This is a genomic window from Actinokineospora sp. NPDC004072, from assembly GCF_053604195.1.
The window spans coordinates 282,226-299,940 of the sequence record NZ_JBSGHB010000001.1 but is presented as its reverse complement, the minus strand read 5'-3'; the positions used below and the strand labels follow the sequence as shown (position 1 = coordinate 299,940).

The 17,715-nt window shown below is 68.8% G+C and carries 16 protein-coding genes; 8 read left to right on the top strand and 8 right to left on the bottom strand.

Going from position 1 to position 17,715, the window contains the following annotated elements:
* Positions 1 to 115 precede the first annotated feature (115 nt).
* A complete protein-coding gene (locus ACWEPX_RS01345; protein ID WP_451895063.1) occupies positions 116 to 1,411 on the top strand; it encodes an AlbA family DNA-binding domain-containing protein in 1,296 nt (431 codons plus the stop codon).
* Between the two features lie 121 nt (positions 1,412 to 1,532).
* Here the strand turns inward: ACWEPX_RS01345 and ACWEPX_RS01340 are convergent, their stop codons facing one another.
* From ACWEPX_RS01340 to ACWEPX_RS01330, 3 genes are all read right to left on the bottom strand, one after another.
* A complete protein-coding gene (locus tag ACWEPX_RS01340; protein WP_451895062.1) occupies positions 1,533 to 2,255 on the bottom strand; it encodes a hypothetical protein in 723 nt (240 codons plus the stop codon).
* Positions 2,256 to 2,661: 406 nt separating this feature from the next.
* Entirely contained in the window at positions 2,662 to 3,420 is a 759-nt protein-coding gene (locus ACWEPX_RS01335) for a TatD family hydrolase (RefSeq protein WP_451895061.1), read from the bottom strand.
* Positions 3,417 to 3,938, bottom strand: a complete 522-nt coding sequence (locus ACWEPX_RS01330; RefSeq protein WP_451895060.1) for a hypothetical protein — start codon at positions 3,936 to 3,938, stop codon at positions 3,417 to 3,419. The genes ACWEPX_RS01335 and ACWEPX_RS01330 overlap by 4 nt, the downstream gene beginning before the upstream one ends.
* A 9-nt stretch (positions 3,939 to 3,947) precedes the next feature.
* On the opposite strand from ACWEPX_RS01330, the gene ACWEPX_RS01325 reads away from it, so the two are divergent.
* The 5 genes from ACWEPX_RS01325 (at position 3,948) to ACWEPX_RS01305 (ending at position 7,471) form a co-directional block, all read left to right on the top strand.
* On the top strand, positions 3,948 to 4,565 hold the full coding sequence (locus ACWEPX_RS01325; protein WP_451895059.1) for an endonuclease/exonuclease/phosphatase family protein: 618 nt from the start codon (positions 3,948 to 3,950) through the stop codon (positions 4,563 to 4,565).
* Positions 4,566 to 4,622: 57 nt separating this feature from the next.
* Positions 4,623 to 5,105: an NUDIX hydrolase gene (locus tag ACWEPX_RS01320; RefSeq protein ID WP_451895058.1), complete on the top strand. Its 483-nt coding sequence runs from the start codon at positions 4,623 to 4,625 to the stop codon at positions 5,103 to 5,105.
* 703 nt (positions 5,106 to 5,808) lie between these two features.
* Positions 5,809 to 6,090: a hypothetical protein gene (locus tag ACWEPX_RS01315; RefSeq protein ID WP_451895057.1), complete on the top strand. Its 282-nt coding sequence runs from the start codon at positions 5,809 to 5,811 to the stop codon at positions 6,088 to 6,090.
* Between the two features lie 15 nt (positions 6,091 to 6,105).
* Positions 6,106 to 6,972 (top strand): helix-turn-helix domain-containing protein, encoded by an 867-nt coding sequence (locus ACWEPX_RS01310; RefSeq protein WP_451895056.1) that lies wholly within the window; start codon positions 6,106 to 6,108, stop codon positions 6,970 to 6,972.
* A 124-nt stretch (positions 6,973 to 7,096) separates the two neighbouring features.
* Complete coding sequence (locus ACWEPX_RS01305; RefSeq protein ID WP_451895055.1) at positions 7,097 to 7,471, top strand: RNA polymerase-binding protein RbpA; 375 nt, start codon at positions 7,097 to 7,099, stop codon at positions 7,469 to 7,471.
* A 79-nt stretch (positions 7,472 to 7,550) separates the two neighbouring features.
* Here the strand turns inward: ACWEPX_RS01305 and ACWEPX_RS01300 are convergent, their stop codons facing one another.
* From ACWEPX_RS01300 to ACWEPX_RS01280, 5 genes are all read right to left on the bottom strand, one after another.
* Complete coding sequence (locus tag ACWEPX_RS01300) at positions 7,551 to 8,666, bottom strand: hypothetical protein (RefSeq protein WP_451895054.1); 1,116 nt, start codon at positions 8,664 to 8,666, stop codon at positions 7,551 to 7,553.
* A gap of 5 nt (positions 8,667 to 8,671) precedes the next feature.
* Positions 8,672 to 10,786, bottom strand: a complete 2,115-nt coding sequence (gene fxlM, locus ACWEPX_RS01295) for a methyltransferase, FxLD system (RefSeq protein ID WP_451895053.1) — start codon at positions 10,784 to 10,786, stop codon at positions 8,672 to 8,674.
* A 25-nt stretch (positions 10,787 to 10,811) separates the two neighbouring features.
* Positions 10,812 to 12,059: a lanthionine synthetase C family protein gene (locus ACWEPX_RS01290; protein ID WP_451895052.1), complete on the bottom strand. Its 1,248-nt coding sequence runs from the start codon at positions 12,057 to 12,059 to the stop codon at positions 10,812 to 10,814.
* Entirely contained in the window at positions 12,056 to 15,031 is a 2,976-nt protein-coding gene (locus ACWEPX_RS01285; RefSeq protein WP_451895051.1) for a lantibiotic dehydratase, read from the bottom strand. The genes ACWEPX_RS01290 and ACWEPX_RS01285 overlap by 4 nt, the downstream gene beginning before the upstream one ends.
* A gap of 211 nt (positions 15,032 to 15,242) precedes the next feature.
* On the bottom strand, positions 15,243 to 15,428 hold the full coding sequence (locus tag ACWEPX_RS01280) for an FxLD family lanthipeptide (RefSeq protein ID WP_451895050.1): 186 nt from the start codon (positions 15,426 to 15,428) through the stop codon (positions 15,243 to 15,245).
* Between the two features lie 421 nt (positions 15,429 to 15,849).
* Here ACWEPX_RS01280 and ACWEPX_RS01275 point away from each other — a divergent pair, with 421 nt between their 5' ends.
* Positions 15,850 to 17,259 (top strand): helix-turn-helix domain-containing protein, encoded by a 1,410-nt coding sequence (locus tag ACWEPX_RS01275; RefSeq protein WP_451895261.1) that lies wholly within the window; start codon positions 15,850 to 15,852, stop codon positions 17,257 to 17,259.
* 14 nt (positions 17,260 to 17,273) lie between these two features.
* A complete protein-coding gene (locus tag ACWEPX_RS01270; protein WP_451895049.1) occupies positions 17,274 to 17,633 on the top strand; it encodes a hypothetical protein in 360 nt (119 codons plus the stop codon).
* Positions 17,634 to 17,715: the final 82 nt, after the last annotated feature.

Here is a 17,715-nt window from a genome sequence, read left to right as displayed (position 1 = left end):
CGGGTAAGGGACGTGCGTCCCTACTCAAGCGCGTCCAAGGTCTCTCCAGCGGACTGCGGCGGTACCGGGATGGAGCGGAGTCGCTCGTCCATGAGCGGCCGTCTAGCCTTGTGTGATGCCGATCATGTGGTCGCGGATTCACGCTGAGCTGGGGCTGTCCCCGAGTCCGTTGTCGTGGGCGATGGTGGAGCAGGCGGTCGCGGTAGGGATGGGGGAGTCGGAGGATCTGGACTGGAAGCAGGGGATGCCACCGGCTAGTGCCGAGAAGAAGTGGTGGGAGTTCGCCAAGGACGTGGCCGCTATGGCCAACACCCGTGGTGGGTTGATCGTGTACGGGGTCGCGGAGCGGCAGGAGCGCGCCGCGGAGCTGGTCGGTGTGGCCACTGGTCCGCAGGACCGGCAGGCACTCCATGCGTGGGCTGTGCGCTGGGTGCGGCCGTTGGTCGACGGGCTGAGGATTGAGCCGCTGGAGAACCCCGAGGGCGGTTCGGGGTTGATCGCGGTGTTCGTGCCGCCAAGCTCGGAGGCACCGCACGTGGTGGGGGAGAAGAACGAGATAGGTGTGCCGTATCGGTACGGCTCACACACGAACTGGATGACTGAGGGCGAACTCGAGCGTGCCTACCGCGACCGGTTCGCCCGCCGCGGCGATGACCGAGCGGCCCTCGCTGCGTTGATCGACGGCCTGGCCCTCGACCTGGACCTGACCACGGGGGTCTGGGTGGCGGTCGCGGCCCGTCCTGCCCTGACCCCGCCGCAACCGAACGTGCGGCCCGATCCTGAGCGGGCCGCGGCGGCGATGCGGGAGGCACTTCGGGTGGCCGAGGAGATGTTCCCCGAGCGCTACGGGCGAGCACCGATCCTCACCCACCTCCGCGACCATGGGGACAGGCCGAGGCTCGGGTTGCGACGATGGACGATCCGGGCCTATCACTTCCCGGCAGACGAGCAGGGGCCTGTGATGTGGGCGGTGGTGGAACTTCACCACGACGGCTCCATGGCCATGGCGATCGCCGTGGACGGATTTCAGCGCGGCGCCCAGATCCACGCGATGCCGGACGGGGCGTGGCCGGTGTCGGTTAGGCACGTCGACTCCCTGATCACCGAAGCGGTCGCGCTCGCCGCCGTCCACGTGCGCGGGCTCGGCGGGGTCGGGCCGGTCCTGGTCCGCGCGGCGCTGCTGCGCGACGACACGACCAGGGACCGGCCGATGGCGGCGATCACCAATCTGAGCAGCTGGCATCGGGATACCTACCACTGGCCTGCCGAGTCGAGGCTGGTCCACCGGCCCATCGCCGTGGAAGCGGCGTTCGCCGCCGATGACGACATCGATGCCCTACGCGCGACCGCTCGACAACTGGCCGACGACATCGACACTCAGTTCGAGATCAGCGGGTCCAGCGTCCCTTGAGATACTCAGGCATGCGCCAATTCGTCGTCGGGACGACCCTGTCCGTTCATCCGGATGGGCTGATCACCTGCCGAATTCCGCGCGAACCGTGTCGGGCGTTTAGTGGTGAATCCCGCACCGGTTAGTGCTCGGGCAGCCTCCTCGCCACCGTGTTGAGCTCCCTGATCAGTTCGGGGAGCACTTCAACGCTGTGTGCCAGTAGCTGTGCCGCCCGGTTGAGGTTCTGGTGCTCGAACATCTCGGCCGCGGTGGCGAGTTGCCTCGCCGACTGATGACTCACTGCACCTTCGTTTGCGGCCAAGGCGCGGAGCACGCCTCTGAGCTCATCGACGGTGCGCTCGGTGACCTCGCCGGTGCGTTCCAGGCGTTCGGTGATGGCCTCTAGGCGGTCCAGCGGCGGGGAGAACAAGCCGGACAGCAAGTTCAGAAACTTGTCTGCGTCCGTCTCAGTGATGCGGAGCCTGGCCAGCAGTGGCCCGTCGGCTCCCTCCCGCTTGGCCTTCCACTCCTTGAGCAGTTCGGGGGGAAAGTCAGTCGCACCTGTGTGCTTGTCGTCGACGTCCGCGTGATGTGCTGTGCACAGCAGCAAGAGGTTCCTGAACGAGTCACGTTCCTTGGGCGGCATGGTCTTGACGTGGCGCGCGGCGTCGGGCTTGACACCATAGATGTGCGCGATCTGGACGTTCTTGCGGTAAATCCCAGGGCGGGTCTCCAAAACGACCGGCACCGTGCAGTGGGGCTCGTAGCAGCGTCCGTTGCTGAGCGCCCACAGTGCGGCCTCGACCGCAGGCGAGATCTTTGCTCGAGTGCCGACGCCAGCGGGAGGAACGTTGCGTGAAGTCACCGTCACAGCTTGCCGTAACCGTCCGACAATCCCGATCCGGAGTGCCCTAAGCGCTCGCTCTGCTGCTCCGTGTGCCGTACGAGATCGCCACGGCCCTGACCATGAAGCCGAGCTGGGCTGGTAGGTGGTCCAGCCGTACGGAGGCGGCGAGTGTCGGGCCAGTCCAGGTTGGTGATGCAAGGCTGGATGGTGTCGTCGCATGCTGTGGGGAACTGCGTGGACCGGGATCCGTGGTGGGAAGCGTATCGAGGTCGTAGAGGCGCCCGAGGAACTCGACTTCGTTGAGCACGCCGCGCCAGGCCATGGTGGCGAGTCCTTCGACGAGGCGTTGCCGGGTGACGTCGGTGAGGCGGCTCTCGATGGCGATGTTGCCTCCTGGGAGCGGGCTGCGGCGGTGAACACGTCGTCAATCAGGCGGCGGCTCGCTGGCGGTGCAGCGGAGTCGATGTTCGTTCCGCGCGATCGCCTTCCGGGCTCCACTGGTCGACATACCCCAGAGATGTGCCAGGTGATCGAGTGTTCCGAACAGATCGGAAGGAACGGCTGAGCGGCTCCCGGAGCGGGCGAAGGGGCCGTCGGTTTCCAGCAGGACGCGTTCCGGCGGAAGCCGTTGCAGCAGCGGCATGGCTTTCTTCGACCTGATCATGGCCGGGTTGATCGAGAACCAGAGCCCCGCGTTGAGTGCATCGTCGACTGCGGCGAGTGGCCCGGTATACCAGTGCAGGATTGCTGGGACGTGTGCTTGCGCGAGTCGGGTGATGGTCTCCTGTTCGGCGCCCCTGCTGTGGACGGTGACAGGTCGGGTCCGCACCTCGGGGTCGGCGAGGATTGCTTCGAACACGCGAAGCTGTTGCTTGCGGGTTGCGGCTCCTGCGCGAGAGAAGTCGAGTCCGATCTCGGCGATCCACGTGGCCTGCGGCAGGAGCCGGAGAAATCGGGCTAGATCGTGAGGGGATGCTGCTCCTGCGCGAAGTGGGTGAAAGCCCAGTGCGACGTCGACGCCGTCGCGTCGGCCGAGGCGGGTGCGCAGGAGGCGGTACTTGCCGGGGTCCTCGGTCACCGCGATCACGTGTACGCCTGCAGCGTAGGCGTCATCCAGTACGGTGAGCGGGTTGTCGTAGGCGTCGATGTGGCAGTGGGTGTCGGTCAGCACCGCGGTGGTCACGATCGAGACTCCACCAGATCGGCCAACGGGCCGCGGGCTCCGCTGGCGAGCCAGGTACGCAACTCCGTGAGTCCCCGTCGCCAGACGCCGGTGAAGGCTGCGCGTTCGCCTTGCGGGAGCGGGCCGTTGCGTAGGATGTCGCGATCCGGTCGATCCGAGAACGCTCCGGCGAATACAGCGCGCAGGTCCGCTCCGCGACGGCTGCGGCGGTTGAGGAGGAGCGTGGAGTCGTCCTCGGCGAACACGTTGTAGGCGTACTCGTCGTCATCCCATCCGACGTGTGCCAACGAGGCGCGGCGGATCAGGCAGGGGAAGCAGTAGCCGCAGTTGCCTTGCTTGCGGCCGAGGTAGCGAGCGGTCTCGGGGTGGGAGCAGGAGACGCTCAGCGGGGCTAGGCGCCGCAGGAGAGCGGCGTTGCGGGACTCGGCAAGCATCTCGCCCTTTGTGCGCAGCCGGTACGGGTTGATCACCGGATTGAACACGCCGATGGTGGCGGCGGCGGTGGCAAGTTGGTGCATGAAGTGTGGATGCAGACCCGCCCCGACCCCATCGGGAAGGCGATGGACTACCTGCCCGCCCGCGCGGCCGGGGTCGTGGTCGACACCACCGACGGCCCGGTCCGCGTCATCGGCGCCTACGCGCCCTCCCGGGACGCCTCGCTGGCCAAGACCGAACGGAAGAAGACCTGGATCGACGCCTTCCACACCGCCCTGGACACCACCGGTGACGACACCCCGCTGCTGCTGCTCGGCGACCTCAACGTCGTCGAACCCGGCCATCAACCGGCCCACCGCGGCCAGTTCGCGCCCTTCGAGTACGACTTCTACACCGGTCTCACCAGCAGGCACGGCCTGATCGACCTGTTCCGGCACCTACACCCCGACCGCGTCGAGCACAGCTGGGCCCGACGCCCCGACCTCGGCTACCGCTACGACCACGCCCACGGCTCCCCACCCCTAGCTCGGCGGCTCGCCACCTGCGAGTACGTCCACGCCACCAGGGAGAACACCCCTGCGAGGGATCGGCTCACCGATCACTCAGGACTCGCCGTCCACCTTCGCCTGACCCCGACCGCGCCGCTGCTAACGTCGGACCCCGCCACAGCGGCCACCACGCACGACGAACCCGAACCCACCCTGTTCTAACCGCGGGACTCCTCGCGCGTCGGCCGCACCGATCGACCACGAGGACCTCACCGCCGGATGCCCACCACCCTCCCGCGACGCTGCGCCCGTGTCCTGCTGCTCGACCCCGCCGACCGCGTCCTGCTCATCCACGCCCTCGACCCCCACCACCCCACCCACCACTGGTGGGAACTACCCGGCGGCGGGCTCGACCCCGGCGAGACCCTGCACGAGGCCGCCCGCCGCGAGCTGGCCGAGGAGACTGGCATCCTCGTCGACACCCTCGGCCCAGAACTCTGGACCCGCGAGTCCCGGTTCCGCTACAAGGACCGCGACCACCACCGCATCGAGCACGTCTTCCTCGCCCGCACCGCAACCACCCACGCCCGGGTGCCGGTCCGCCCGACCGACAACGAGAAAGCCGGACTCATCGAACGCCGCTGGTGGACCGTGGCCGACCTCCATCAGTGCAGGGACGAACTCCTGCCCGCCACCCTCCCTCACCTCATCCACAACCTCCTCACCGGACAACTCGACCCCGTCCCGATGAGCATTACCTAGCAATCCCCGAGCCGCGCAGTCCCAGCGCAGCATCGGTTGACCCAGGTCGGTGAGGGATCAATCCGCTGGCTTGAATAACCACTGGACTCTCGGTCTCGACGTGCCTCTCGAGCGTTCCGCAGCTGCGGGTCGGTGTCTTCTGGATTAGGCGGTGCAGGCGTCGAGCCGGGAAGCTGAGGGCCGCCCCGAGGGGGTGGCGGAGCGCAGTTCCCCTACGGGTCCCACGCCGCGACACTGCGAGTCGTGGTGGTCCTTAGGGACGATGAACTAGCGGTTGGCGGGCCGCTCACCGTGCTCGGTTCCCCGGTCGCATCAACGGGGTGCCTCGAGAAGGCGAACACAGCGGCCGTCGCGCGCCCTTGTATGCCTTCCGTAAATGCTCGGCATGGTGGTTTCGGGAGGTGTTCATCGCGCGGTCGCGCCCGAAGTCTGCCGTCACCGGGTCGGGTGACGCTGGTCGTGGTGATTGGCCTGGTTGGGTCGGGTGTCGCCGTGGGGACGCCGCATGAGCGCCTCGTGTTCGCTCTGGTCGTGGCTGCGGTTGTGTCGGTCTAATTCCTGCACGCGCCACCCGAGGGGCAGGTCCAGTGGTCGGGGGCGTGAGCAGTGTTTCAGCCAAGCCCCGTCTGTCCCGGGAACGTGCCCGGTCCCCTCCCGGGACAGGCGGTTCCATACCGCGTCGGTAGAAAGACCAGTGTCACGAATGACCATGCCATTCCATGTCACCTTTGATGATCTGCCGGAGCTGGCTGATCTCGATATGAGCGCCTGGACGAGGTTTTCTAGTCCCGCTCTCATGTTTTATCGGTTGTGGCCTGACGATTCCACTGACGTGCTGGTCGTACAGAGCCGAACCGAGGCGTTCGGTGAGCGTGCGGACGGGGAGGGCGCGCCGGTCTGGCGATGCCGAGCATCTCCTGCGGTGGTTGTCGCCGCGTTTCTCGCCCTTGGCGACCCCGGCCGTTATGAGCATTCCACTGACTGAGAGTAGACGATCGCATTGTCGGGAAAGAATAAATCGCCACACGCGCGGGATCGGGCGTTGGGGGCGGTTCTGCGGGCGATTCGGACCTCGCGGACGACGTTGTCGCTGGAGCGGGTCGCTGAGCTGGCGGATATGTCGTTGTCCACGATGAGTCGAATCGAGAACGGTCGACGCCGCATCACTGCCGAGGATGTGGCGACCCTGTTGACGATCTACCGGGTGCCTGCGCGGTTGCGTCATGCGTTGTACGAGGACGCGCGCGGGGACAGCCGGGCCTGCTGGTGGCAGCGCGCAATTCCGGGCTTGTTGCCGGACTCCCTGGTGGTCGCTGGGTACGGCGCGGACACCCGGGTGGTGACCGACTGGTCGATAGCGGTCGTTCCCGAGCTGCTGCGCACGCACCGGTACGCCTGCGGATGGTGGCGCGCAAACGGGGCGACCGACGAGGAGACCGAGCGTCGGTGGGCGGGTTGCCAGGACAGGCAGGGCAGTCTGCGGTTCGTGGAGTACACCGCCTACATCCACGAACTGGCGCTTTGGACGCCCTTCGGTGGCGTCGCGGCCCTGCGGGAGCAACTCGCCCACCTCATCGCCGCCCCGGAGCGGGGGATCGGGGTCAGGATGGTGCGCGCCGGGGTGCCGGTCGGGGCGCTGGGCTCGGCGTGGACGCTGATCCAGTTCAGGCAAGACCTGCCCGTCGTGCACTCCGAACTCCTCCGCAGCAGCATCGTCCTGCACCACCCGGAGACCCTCGAGTACGAGAAGATGCTGACAGAGCTGGAACGGGTCGCCTGCACGGTCCACGCCACCCGCGAACACCTGCGACAGGTCGCCGACGCCCTGCCCGACCGCTACCGGCGAAAGCTGACGGCATCGGGCTGACGCACGCCTTCGGCATGACACCCGCGCAGGCCAGCAACCGGGCAGTGCCGAAACCACAACGCATGCATCAGATGGACCGGCTCGACCAGCGGAGGATTCCGATGCTCACACAGATCCTGCGGGGTTGCCGCTCGGAACCCCCACCGGCGCCCCGAACCGCAACGCCGACCCGCCCCCGCGGGCGCAAGCCCGCTTCGCCTGCCCAACAGGGCACGAATTCACAGTGACGTTCTCGGCCGACGCCGAAACCCCTGCAGACTGGAGATGCCCACGACACGGCGTCGAACACTGCCCCCACACCCACAACCACCCCGATCGGCAACCAGCCGAGCCCAGGCGGCCACCCACCCACTACGGCAAGCTGCTCGAGCGACGCAGCCAACAAGATCTCGACACCCTGCTCGAACAAGCCCTCGCAGGCCTCCAACACCAACGCCGCTCACCATACGAGCCCGTCCCCATCGGAAACCGGACCTACAACTACCGCTTCCACCCATAACCGCGGGCAACCCAGTGCACGACGGCGATTGCCGGAAGGTCTTGGCGTTGTCCCGCCCGGCGGCGGCGTTGCGCGTTGCCTAGCCGGCGACATGGCTTCGGTGCCGGACCGGGCAGGTACCCGAGATGACCTCTTCGGCATGAGCAAGCGCTGCGGTCAGGGTGGACAGAGCGTCCTGGGGCATCGTCCCGCTGTCCAGCGCGCAGGCTTCGACCAGGAAGGAGAGGTTCCTCTCCTGGGAGTCGGTGAGCAGCTCATGACAGCCGCCGTGGCGAAGGATGTCGCGCGCGACGTATCCATCGCAGCGGTCGAGCGCGTAGTCGATCAGGTCGAGGGCGATGGACCGGGCGTGGGGTGCGGCGAATGAGCCGATCGCGTCCACGAAGGACAGGCCCAGGCGGGTGTGGAACACCGCAAGGCCAGGCGACGAGATGTTCAGGGCGCGGTACTTCTCGATGATGCTGTTCAGGCCGGTGTTGTCCGTGTCGGCAGAGCACTGGATGGTCAGGCACGCGGTGACGGCGTTCTCCCACGGTTCTCCTGGCGTAGTGTTGGCCAGGACCGCGAGAGCGCCGTCGGTGTTTCCGGAAACTGCCTGGGCGATGACCGCGATCTGGCGGCCGTCGAGCATACGGCGGCCGATGCCCTTGTAGTCCTCCATCCGGGCGTGTGCCTGCGCCCAGCGTCCGGCGGCAGCGAGAGCGCGTGCGCCGGTGGCCAGCAGGACCGCCCACAACCAGTTGCGGATTTGCTGGTGCGTCTCGGCGGAGTCGGTGAGGTCGGCAGGGATCCTGATCCCATCGACGTCGGCTTCGGTGCGAGTCGAGACTGCCGTGAACAGGGTGTCCATGACGGTGAACGCCCGTTCGCCGTGCCCCTCACGGGTGTAGAGGCGGGCGAGGTTGGTGATTGGTTCGAGGGCGAGGCGGGCTACCTGCGCGCCCAGGGGGCGGGCGCGCAGATAGAGGTTCACCTGCTGGTGGCACCACTGCCGGGCCAGGTCGGGCAGGCCGCAGTCGGAGGCGACGAGTGCTGCTTGGTTGTGCACCGCGGCTGCCTCCGTGATGTCGCCGGTGCGTGCGGCCTCACGGGCGCGCTCGCTCAGTTCGGACACCCGCTGGTCCAGCGGGACGCAGGCCGGGCGGGTGCGGGCGACGAGGGGGAAGCGGCGGGCGAACTGGCCGGTGGGGTCCATGACAGTTACTCCCAGGTGACGGTCATGGGCTTGGTGGGACGGTCCAGCACGACGCGGCCGGGGTTGTTGTCCGGCTGGGGCGGGGTGTCGGGGATGGCGAAGCGAGCGGTCGACGACCGGAAGCCCTGGTTCCAGGTGACGATCTCGGCGGCCACCTGGTCGGCGAGCTCCTGGTCGCTGGGGCCGTGGCCGATGACGCCGACTTCGTAGCGCCTGCCGCCGTCGGGCCCGGGCTCGGCCGCGCGGATGGTGAGGTAGGCGAGGCTGCCGTCGGCGGCGGTGGTGGCCATAGCCACGGACGGGAACATCGGCCGCACCAGTCCGTTCTCCTTGGCGGCCGGGGTGACCTCCATGCGCATGAGGGGGTTGGGCAGGTGGCAGGCCAGCCACAGGTCCAGCCACTCGAAGGACTCCATCGGGACGAAGTGCACGCCGGTCCACACCTCGCGGGTGGGGGTGTCGAGGATCCCGGTGAGGGCGCCCGGGTCGGTGGCGTGGTTGTTGTCCTTGTGGGTTTGCAGCGTCACGTCGCCGGGGTTGAGGCCGGGGCCGGTGAGGTCGAGGACGCGGCGGGCGTCGTCGCCGAGGCCCCGCAGGGGCATGAAGATCGCCATCTCGCTGCCGAGGCTGGTCCAGCCGTGCTGGTTGCGTTCGAAGACGATGCTGCGCGAGGCGCATCCGCGCAGGCGTACCGGGGCAACCAGGCGCCCGTCCGGCTTGAGCTGGTCGAGCCAGGCGCTGGGGATCTCGTGGGCACCGACGGTGGCGATGACGCGGTCGAAGGGCGCGTTCTCCGGGTGGCCGAGCGCGCCGTCGGCGGCAACCGCCTCGACGTTGCTGATGCTCGCCGCGGCGAGGTGCTCGCGGGCGCCATCGACGAGGTCTTCGTCGATGTCGATGGTGGTGACGTGCCCGGTTGGGCCGGTAAGGGTGGCCATCAGGGCGGCGTTGTAGCCGGTGGCCGCGCCGATTTCGAGCAGCCGCTCGCCGGGCTGGATGGCGAGCTGTTCGAGCATCATGGCGACGATCTTGGGCTGTGATGCGGCGCTGATGCGGGTGCCGTCGCCCTCAAGCTTGGTGTAGACGGGCTCGTCCGCGTACGCCTCGGCCAGTCCAGCATCGGGCAGGAACAGGTGGCGGGGAACCTGCCGGAACGCCGCCTCGACGGCGTCGGTGCGGATGGTGCCGTCCTTGACGAGGCGGTCGGCGAGCTGGGCACGGAGTTCGTCGGCGGAGCCAGTGGAAGCGTCACTGAGAGTGGATGTCATTGCGGGAACCCTAACGGTGTTGGAGGTGGTCCCGGCTGGTGCCTGCCGGGGAGGCGTGCTCAGTGAATCGGCATGGAAGACGGCGTTGACGGCCAGCGCCGCCAGGGTGGCCTGGTCGGGTCCGGAAAGTCCGGCGCGGTTGGCGTGGAAGATGAAGTGGTGCGCCAAGACCGCCCGCAGGCCACGCTCAAGGCGGCCGTCGCGGGCGAGTTCGGCGAGCTGGCGGCCAGCGGTGTCGAACGCCGCCGACCACGTCTGAGGTACCTGGTCGGAGATTCGGTGCGTGTCGGTGGTCATCAGCCGCCGTACGGCCTGGCTTAACCGCTCGGTGCGCTGGGGGTCCATGCGGTCGACATGGTGGGCGGGCCGGAGTGCCGCGATCTTGGCCCAGACGTCGCCCTGCTCGAACCAGTCCAGCCCGGCGGCGCGCAGCATCGCGCTGAACAGCAGGACGGTGGTCTCCCGCTGCCCCAAGGCCGCTGGCACCGTCTCGCGGGCGCGGGCGAGGCGGTGGCGGCTGTCGTGGTGGAACAGCGGGTGCGCGATGTCCATCCCGGCCGGGCCGCCGAAGGCGAGGAACTCCGGTTCGTAGATGCCACGGGTCCACCAGGCGACCTGCCCGTCGGCTTCGAGGTCGGCCAGCAGCGTGTCGACCACGGTCGTGTCGGGGTTGACCGGCTGGTAGCGCAGCCGCCAGGCGGGCGTCTTGCGCAGGTGCCACCACGTGTCGAGTTCACCGTCCTGTTGGGCTTGGTCGAGCGCGGGCGCCAGCAGGGTCGCGGCGATGGGCTCGGCGGTGGCCGGGTCGGCGAACTCGACCAGGTAGTGGTGCCAGCGGGTGCCCGGCGGCATCGGCGCGGGTCTCCTCTCGGGCGGGTCAGGCGATCAGCAGGCAGGTGTCCCAGCCCGTCGTGGGCTCGGTCACGGCGGCGAGGACGGCCAAGCCGACCCCGGCTGCGCCCTCCAGCACACCGGGCCAATCGGGGACGGCTAGGGCACGGGCACGCTGGAGCAGTTCGGTGGCCAGCGCGTTGAGGTGGGTCGCCGAGGAACTGGTCGTGTCGAGGGCGGCGCGGGCGGTGATGCGGGCGAGTCCGGCGTAGCCGTGGCACAGCGAGGCGTCGTTGACCAGCGCATCCTGAGCCGGATCGGTCACCGCGCTGATCAGGGCGTCTTCGGCGATCTGCCGCTCTGCGGCGTCATCGAGGGCCAGGGCGGCGAGGTGCAGGGCGCGGGCGATCCCGGCCGCGCCGTAGCACCAGCTTGGACGGCGGGTGGCTCCGCTGTGGCGCACCTGCTTGGGCTTTCTCCGCGCCTCGCCCCTGGTGATCATGTAAGGCCAGCGGTGTCCGCCAGGGGTGTTGATGCGCCAGGAGTTCAGCCACATGCGGATCGTCTCGACGGCCTCGCGTTGCCCATCCACGGTGATGCCTCGACGCAGGGTCTGGGCCAGCAGCGCCAGCGGACCGCTGATGCCGTGCGCGAGTCCGAAGTTGCCGTGGCCGCCGGGGAACTCTTCCTCGACCCGACCCGTGGGGCCGGCCAGAGACCACCACCCAGGAACTGCCTCTCCCGCGATCGTCATCGGATGGGTGAGGCGCACCAGGGCGCCGAGCACGGCTGGCAGGGCAGTGCTGCCGGGATCGTGGTGCAGCAGGTACGCGCCAATACCGGCGAGGCCGCGGATCGCATCGAACTCGGCCATCGGCGGCAGTTCGGCGGCGTCCATGCGCGTATGCGCTGTGTCGACGCGGGCATGGGCATCGGCGGCGATCTGCCGTGCCAACGGCGCGAGCGCGGACCGGTAGGTGCCAGGTCGGACCGCGCTGGCGCCCGCGAGGGCACGGGCGACGGCCGGCGCGCCGTAGAAGCCGCCGGTGCTCGCCCCCGTGGTGACCGGCTTGCTCGCGATGACGGTCAGCCACTCGTGGGCGCGGTCGAACGGCCGTAGCCGGGCTGCAGCCAGTTCGATGTGCAGCAGCGCGACGCCGGGGGCGCCGTGGGCGAGGGACTGGCGCCACCACGGTTGTTCGGTGGGCAGGTCGGCGGCATCGGGCCGGGCGAGGATGTCGGCGATCTCCACGGCGAACTCGACCGCGGCATCCGCCGCGAGGTCGACGGTCATCGTGCTCCTCCCGTACGGGCGGTGAAGGTCAGGGCCGCGGTCCGGGCGAGGTAAAGGCACACTGCCTTGTCCTCGGGCTCGATGCCGCAGGCCCGCAGAAAGTGGCTATGCAACAACGAGCCCAAGGCGGCGTCCGGGTCGACACCTCGGGCAGCGGTCCCGCACAGCTGTGATCGGTACCTGCCCAGGGCCTCGGCTCGTTCAGCCCAGGTCGCCACGATCTCTGCGCCGCCCGGCACCCGGCGCAGGATCTGGAAGTTGTCGCGGGGGTCGGCCAGGCATCCTGCCTCGGCGAACACCGGCCTCGGGACGACGGTGGGCGGCTTCGCTGGGACGTGGTCGACCAGCCACTGCATCCCGGCCTTGATGCTTCCGGTGAAGGCGATGGTGATGGCGGCGAAGTTGGCCGCGGTCAGGGCGTGATGGTGAGGTCGCCGCGGTTGGACGAGTTGGGTGAGCACGGCGCGGGAGTCGGCGGTGAACACGGACTCCGCGGCCGTCAGTGCCGCGCCGGAGCCCCAGCGCCCGGTCTCGGGGTAGGAGGTCGCGAAGCCCACCTCCCGGAGCAGCCCTTGTCGGCGGAGTCGCTCGGTCCAGGCGCTGACCCGGCCGGCGGCCTCACCGAACACCGCGGGATCGGAGTTGCGCAGCGCGATGCGCAGGCGCAGGTAGTGCTCGTCGTCCTCGCGGAACCGCAGGAACCACCAGTGCGGCTGGTCCTCGCCCCACTCGGCCATCAGGGCGGGTAGGTGCTCGGCGAGCACCGTGTTCTGGCGTCGAGGGTCGCCGTAGAGCTTGGCGAACAGCAAGGATGACGCGCCGGGAGACAGGCCGTGCTCGCTGGCCCGCACGACGCGGTGACGTGTTGAACGTGGTGGTCGCTCCGTGGCCTGTGGCTGGCGGGCGGCCAGGGGGATGACGATCTCGTGCGCCCGGCCATCGAGCCACCCGGCGGCGTCCTCGGCGGGGCCTTCCTCCAGCACCGCATGGGGGTGACTGGCCAGGTGCTCGCGCAAGAGCACCAGGTGCGCGTCCTCGGCGAGGTCCAGAGGCAACCGCCAGTCCCCGTCGAGAAGGAGCACGACCTGCGGAAGGTGGCGTCGGGCGCGCCACCGGGCCAGCGCGGAGTTCCACGCTGCCGCGTCGGCAGTCCGGCCGGGAAGGTCGCTGGCGGGCAGTCGCCACCGCGCCGGAGACAACACGACGCGGCCGGAGCGCAGCCGGGGAAGGAACGGCAGGGTGGCTGCTGCGCCCCAATCGAAGTCACTGACCTCGGCGCAGTGCGCGCGATGGAGTTCGATCAAGAAACGAGCCAGTGGTGGAGTGTGTTTGCGCAGGTTGAGGGCGTGCATGCTCCACGTCTCCACGGTCACGCCGAGTTTCGGGGCGGTCAGGTACAACCGGTTGCTGTCGCAACTGACCGCCAGGTCGGCCGCGGTGAGCACCGAACTCGAGGTGATGTCGCGGTGCTCACCGAGGCTGACGACGGTCGGCAGGACCTGGAGACTGCGGGCGACGTGCCCGCTGGCGGGGTCCAGCGGCGGGAACGACAGCTGAACCGAGAGCACCTCATCGTCGTTCGATGATCCGAGCAGCGGTGATGTCAACGTCTGACGGTCGTGCCGTTCGAGCAGGTGCAGGAACCGACCGGTGACGACGCCGGCCGATCGGGATACCGAGGTGACCGCGAGCCGGAACTTCCCCGCCTCCAGGGCCGGCATGTCCGTGGAGTCGATACGAGCGCACAGCTCCAGGTGGGAGGGCAATCGCAGCGAGTGCAGAGGTGCTTGTTCCAGCTCGGTGATCAGCCCCTCGTCAAGGACGATCTCGTGCTGCCCGTCCAATGCGGCGGTTTGGGCGAGGGCCAGCAGCCGCTCATCCCGAGACCTCCGCGGAAGGCAAGCGGCTGCCGTCGTCGTGCCGGGGTAGCCCTCGGGCCAGCCGATCCCGCTGTCGGCGACCACCTCCAGCAGCGGCACCTGAGCCCCCGTGCCGAACCGCTGGTAGAAGCGCCGGTGATAGGCGGCCCAGTTCGCATCGGGCCCAGGTCGGGAGGTCAGGCGCGCCAGCAGCAGCGCAGCTCGTTCGGCTTCACGCGCGACCGTCTCGGGCAGCGCAACCTCCATATCCAGCCGCAGGTCGACGGCCAGGGGGTTGCGCCGCGACGAGACCAAGTCCTTCATGGACGCGGCTGCGCCCGCCCGCAGCGTGCGCCGCGCGGCAACGCCACTGCGCCGATGCTGCTGCAGCTGGTTGTGGAGGCCCTTCAGGACCATGTGGTACTCGGCGGCAGCCTCGCCAATCGACGCCAGCTCGCGCACCAGGTGCCCCAGCGGATCGGGCTCGGTGCTCGGCGCGTGGAGGTTGGTGACGAGTACCCGATGGGCGACCAGGGTGGTGAGCAAGTCGGTCACCGTGCCAGCGGCGGCGTGCGGAAAGCTCTCCTGAACCTTGGCGCGGAGGGCGTCGAAGCGAAGCGGTTCGCGAGCCTCGGCCACCGCCACGCGGACCGGGCCGGAATACCGGAGTTCGACCTCAACAGCACCGGTGCCTTTGCTGTTGGTCAAAGACTGGTACGGCAGGACGAGGCGTCCGCCTCGCACCATCAGCGTCGTGTTGGCGATGACGACCAGTCGGGCCAGGACGGCGGGCTCGCTCTCCAACAAGCCGATGACCTCGGCAAGCCACCCAGCGTCAACCGCCGCCACCGCTTCGTGATTACCGCCCGAACGGTGGGATGGCACCGAGGCGAACCGAGCAGCGGCGACCCCGGCGAACAAGCCGTAGGGCGTCGGACGGCCGGTCAACCGCAGTACATAGCGCATCACGGACAAGACCGCGCGCCGCACGTCTCGTTCATTGGGGTCTTCAGCAGCGCACAACGCGCTGACGCGATCAGCCAGTACCGGGCTGGCGTGACTGATGGCATCCCGGACACCATCGACCTCCCACACCTGGCGCAGCCAGGCCACCCACCCGATCACGGGCCCAACGCCGGACGTCTGGAACACAGGCCACGCCGGGAGCCGCAGGTCACCTTCGGCAACAGCTCGGACCAAGGCACCACCTGCGGCTCGGAAGTCGACACGGGGCGAGGCCGCTGTCACCGGGAACCCTTTCAGGGAGTCGGACGGAGATCGGACGTCGGCCCCAGCGGGCCGACGTCCGAACGGCTCGCGACGATCAGGCGGCGCTGATGCAGGTCGACTTCTCGCATGTCTGCCCGCAGCCGTCATCCGTCATGTTGATCAGATGCGCCGGGTCCACCACCTCGACCAGCGTGATGTCGAGGTCGAACTCCGAGCTCGTCGCGACCTCCGCGGCGGGTGTGGTCACCGCGGTCGGCGTCCGCTCCATCTGAACCGTCACAGATCCTCCTTGGTGGGTTAGGCGCGCCCCGAGTCCCGCGCGCCGGTGCCGACGCGGTGCGCGAGCGCCCCAACCAGCACGCCCATCAACGGGAATCCCACATCGAAGTGGTGGGCGGGGCCACCACCGCGCATTCCCAGCGGCGCGTTCTGGTGAAGGGCGCTTCCAGGTACTCGGGCTGCGTCGGAAGCGGAACTCGCCCGGACCGCAGCGACCCCCAGTCAACTCCCGGTGATCAACGACAACCAGAGCGGAGACGAGGCGGCAATGGGGCGGCAATGCGGCGTCGTTGCCTCTGACCTGCGGAAACATCTCTTTGGGCGCGGTAGCCCGAACGGGTGCAGCTCGCCGAGCGGGTGATCAGTCTTGACCGGTAGCTGGTTATCGTGGCAACGGACCGATCGAGGCGGGGGTGGTGTTCATGGGCGACCGGCGAGATGCCTTCGCCGCGCGGCGCGAGCTGATGGGACACACCCAGGAAAGCCTTGCGGCAGCCGTCGGGGTGGAGTTCTCCACCGTGGGCCGCTGGGAACGTGGTGACCTGACTCCGCAGCCGTACCGAAGGCCGCGTATCGCGAAGGCGCTGGGTGTCAGCCTCGAAGAGCTGGGTACGTTGCTCACGACGACCGCCGCGCCAGCGCGAGTAGGCAGTTCCACACCTCACGCTGGAGGAACAGCCGACATGCAGCTCACCGCACACGATGGCGCTGCTCGAGCTCGTTCCGCCGCCGCGGAGCCCCGGGCGAGTGGCAGGCCGGCTGAAGGAGAGGTCGTCCCTGCCCACGCCGACCTCGCGGAGACTGACGACATGAACCGTCGTGACCTGCTGCGCTTGTTCACCATGACCGGCGCCATACTGGCGTTGCCCGCCGCCGAACCGGTTCTCCACGACGCGGACAGACTCGCCGCAGTGGCTCGAACCGGCACGGTCGATGCTGCGGCGGCAACCGAGTACGCCCAGCTCAACAGCCACCTGTGGCGGGTCTACGCACTCGCGCCAACGAAGAGCCAGGTACTTCCCCTCGTCCGCGCACAGCTCGACGTCCTGTCCACGGGCCTGCGCCACCCTCAGACCTCAGCCATCCGGCAGCGACTCTGCGAGCTGGCCGCCGACCTCTTCCAGTTGGCGGGCGAGATCTTCTTCGACGGTGACCGCTACACCGACGCGGCCCACTGGTACACCCTGGCCGCGACAGCAGGCAAAGAAGCCGACGCTCCGGACCTCTGGTCGTGTGCGCTGACCAGGCACGCCTTCATCGCCGTGTACGAGCGTCGGTTCACCGAGGCCGCACCGCTGCTCGACCTGGCCACCGGCCTGGCCCACCGAGGCGATCCTGCGCTCTCGACCCGGCAATGGGTAGCCGCCGTGCAGGCAGAAACCTTCGCCGGACTCGGCGAACTGGACGCCTGCCAGCGCGCACTCGACACGGCCGCCGAGGTCCAGCACCTGCAGGGCCCGGTTCACAACGGCGGTTGGCTCCGGTTCGACGGCTCCCGCCTGGCCGAGGAACGCGGCACCTGCTACGTCACCCTGGGCCGCTACGACCTCGCCGAGGCCGCCCTGACCGACGCGCTGGCCTGCGACCTGACCGCCCGCCGGAAAGCCGGCGTGCTCACCGACCTGGCGATGATCGGAGTGCACCGCCGCGACCCTCACCAGGTCGCGACCTACGTCGACGCCGCCCTGGCCACCGCCCGTCAGACCGGCTCCGGAGTCATCGCGCGCAAGTTGCGCGGTCTCCAGCCGAACCTGGCTCCTTTGCTCACCGACCAGCAGATCCAGCGACTCGACGCCGAGATCACCGAACTCGTCGGCACCCGCGCCGCGTGATGGAGGACGACAGGATGCAGAACGACCGTGGCCGTGTGTTCCGCGAGGCGTGGATCGCCGGGGTCACCAAGCATTACCCCGGCGAGCCCAAGCCTGGCTACATCACCCCGTGGGACGACACCCCGGACTGGGAACGCGACGCCGCGACCGCCGTGTACGACCAGGTCCTCGCCTTCATCAAGGCCACAGACGGCGCCACCGCCAAGCTCACCCCGGATCAGAAAGGCCGCTTCGTCGCGCTGTGCTGGATCGGCCAGATCCACAAGCACTTCCCCGAACCGAAACCGTCCTACATCGCGGACTGGGACGACCTGCCCGACTGGCAGAAAGCCACGGACATCGACATCTTCGAGCGCATCGAACAGGACGCTTGACCCTGTGATGGCATCGGCAGATATGCGGCACGGCCACGTGCCGACCGGGCTGGTGGCTGAATCAGGCAGGCGAGGTGAGCGG

Coding starts and splice junctions, on each gene's coding strand:
- ACWEPX_RS01325 (WP_451895059.1), top strand. CDS start 3,948: ATGCAGACCCGCCCCGACCCCATCGGGAAGGCGATGGACTACCTGCCC.
- ACWEPX_RS01290 (WP_451895052.1), bottom strand. CDS start 12,059: ATGACCGTCGACCTCGCGGCGGATGCCGCGGTCGAGTTCGCCGTGGAG.
- ACWEPX_RS01345 (WP_451895063.1), top strand. CDS start 116: ATGCCGATCATGTGGTCGCGGATTCACGCTGAGCTGGGGCTGTCCCCG.
- ACWEPX_RS01275 (WP_451895261.1), top strand. CDS start 15,850: ATGGGCGACCGGCGAGATGCCTTCGCCGCGCGGCGCGAGCTGATGGGA.
- fxlM (WP_451895053.1), bottom strand. CDS start 10,786: ATGCCGCCGGGCACCCGCTGGCACCACTACCTGGTCGAGTTCGCCGAC.
- ACWEPX_RS01270 (WP_451895049.1), top strand. CDS start 17,274: ATGCAGAACGACCGTGGCCGTGTGTTCCGCGAGGCGTGGATCGCCGGG.
- ACWEPX_RS01330 (WP_451895060.1), bottom strand. CDS start 3,938: ATGCACCAACTTGCCACCGCCGCCGCCACCATCGGCGTGTTCAATCCG.
- ACWEPX_RS01320 (WP_451895058.1), top strand. CDS start 4,623: ATGCCCACCACCCTCCCGCGACGCTGCGCCCGTGTCCTGCTGCTCGAC.
- ACWEPX_RS01300 (WP_451895054.1), bottom strand. CDS start 8,666: ATGGACCCCACCGGCCAGTTCGCCCGCCGCTTCCCCCTCGTCGCCCGC.
- ACWEPX_RS01315 (WP_451895057.1), top strand. CDS start 5,809: ATGACCATGCCATTCCATGTCACCTTTGATGATCTGCCGGAGCTGGCT.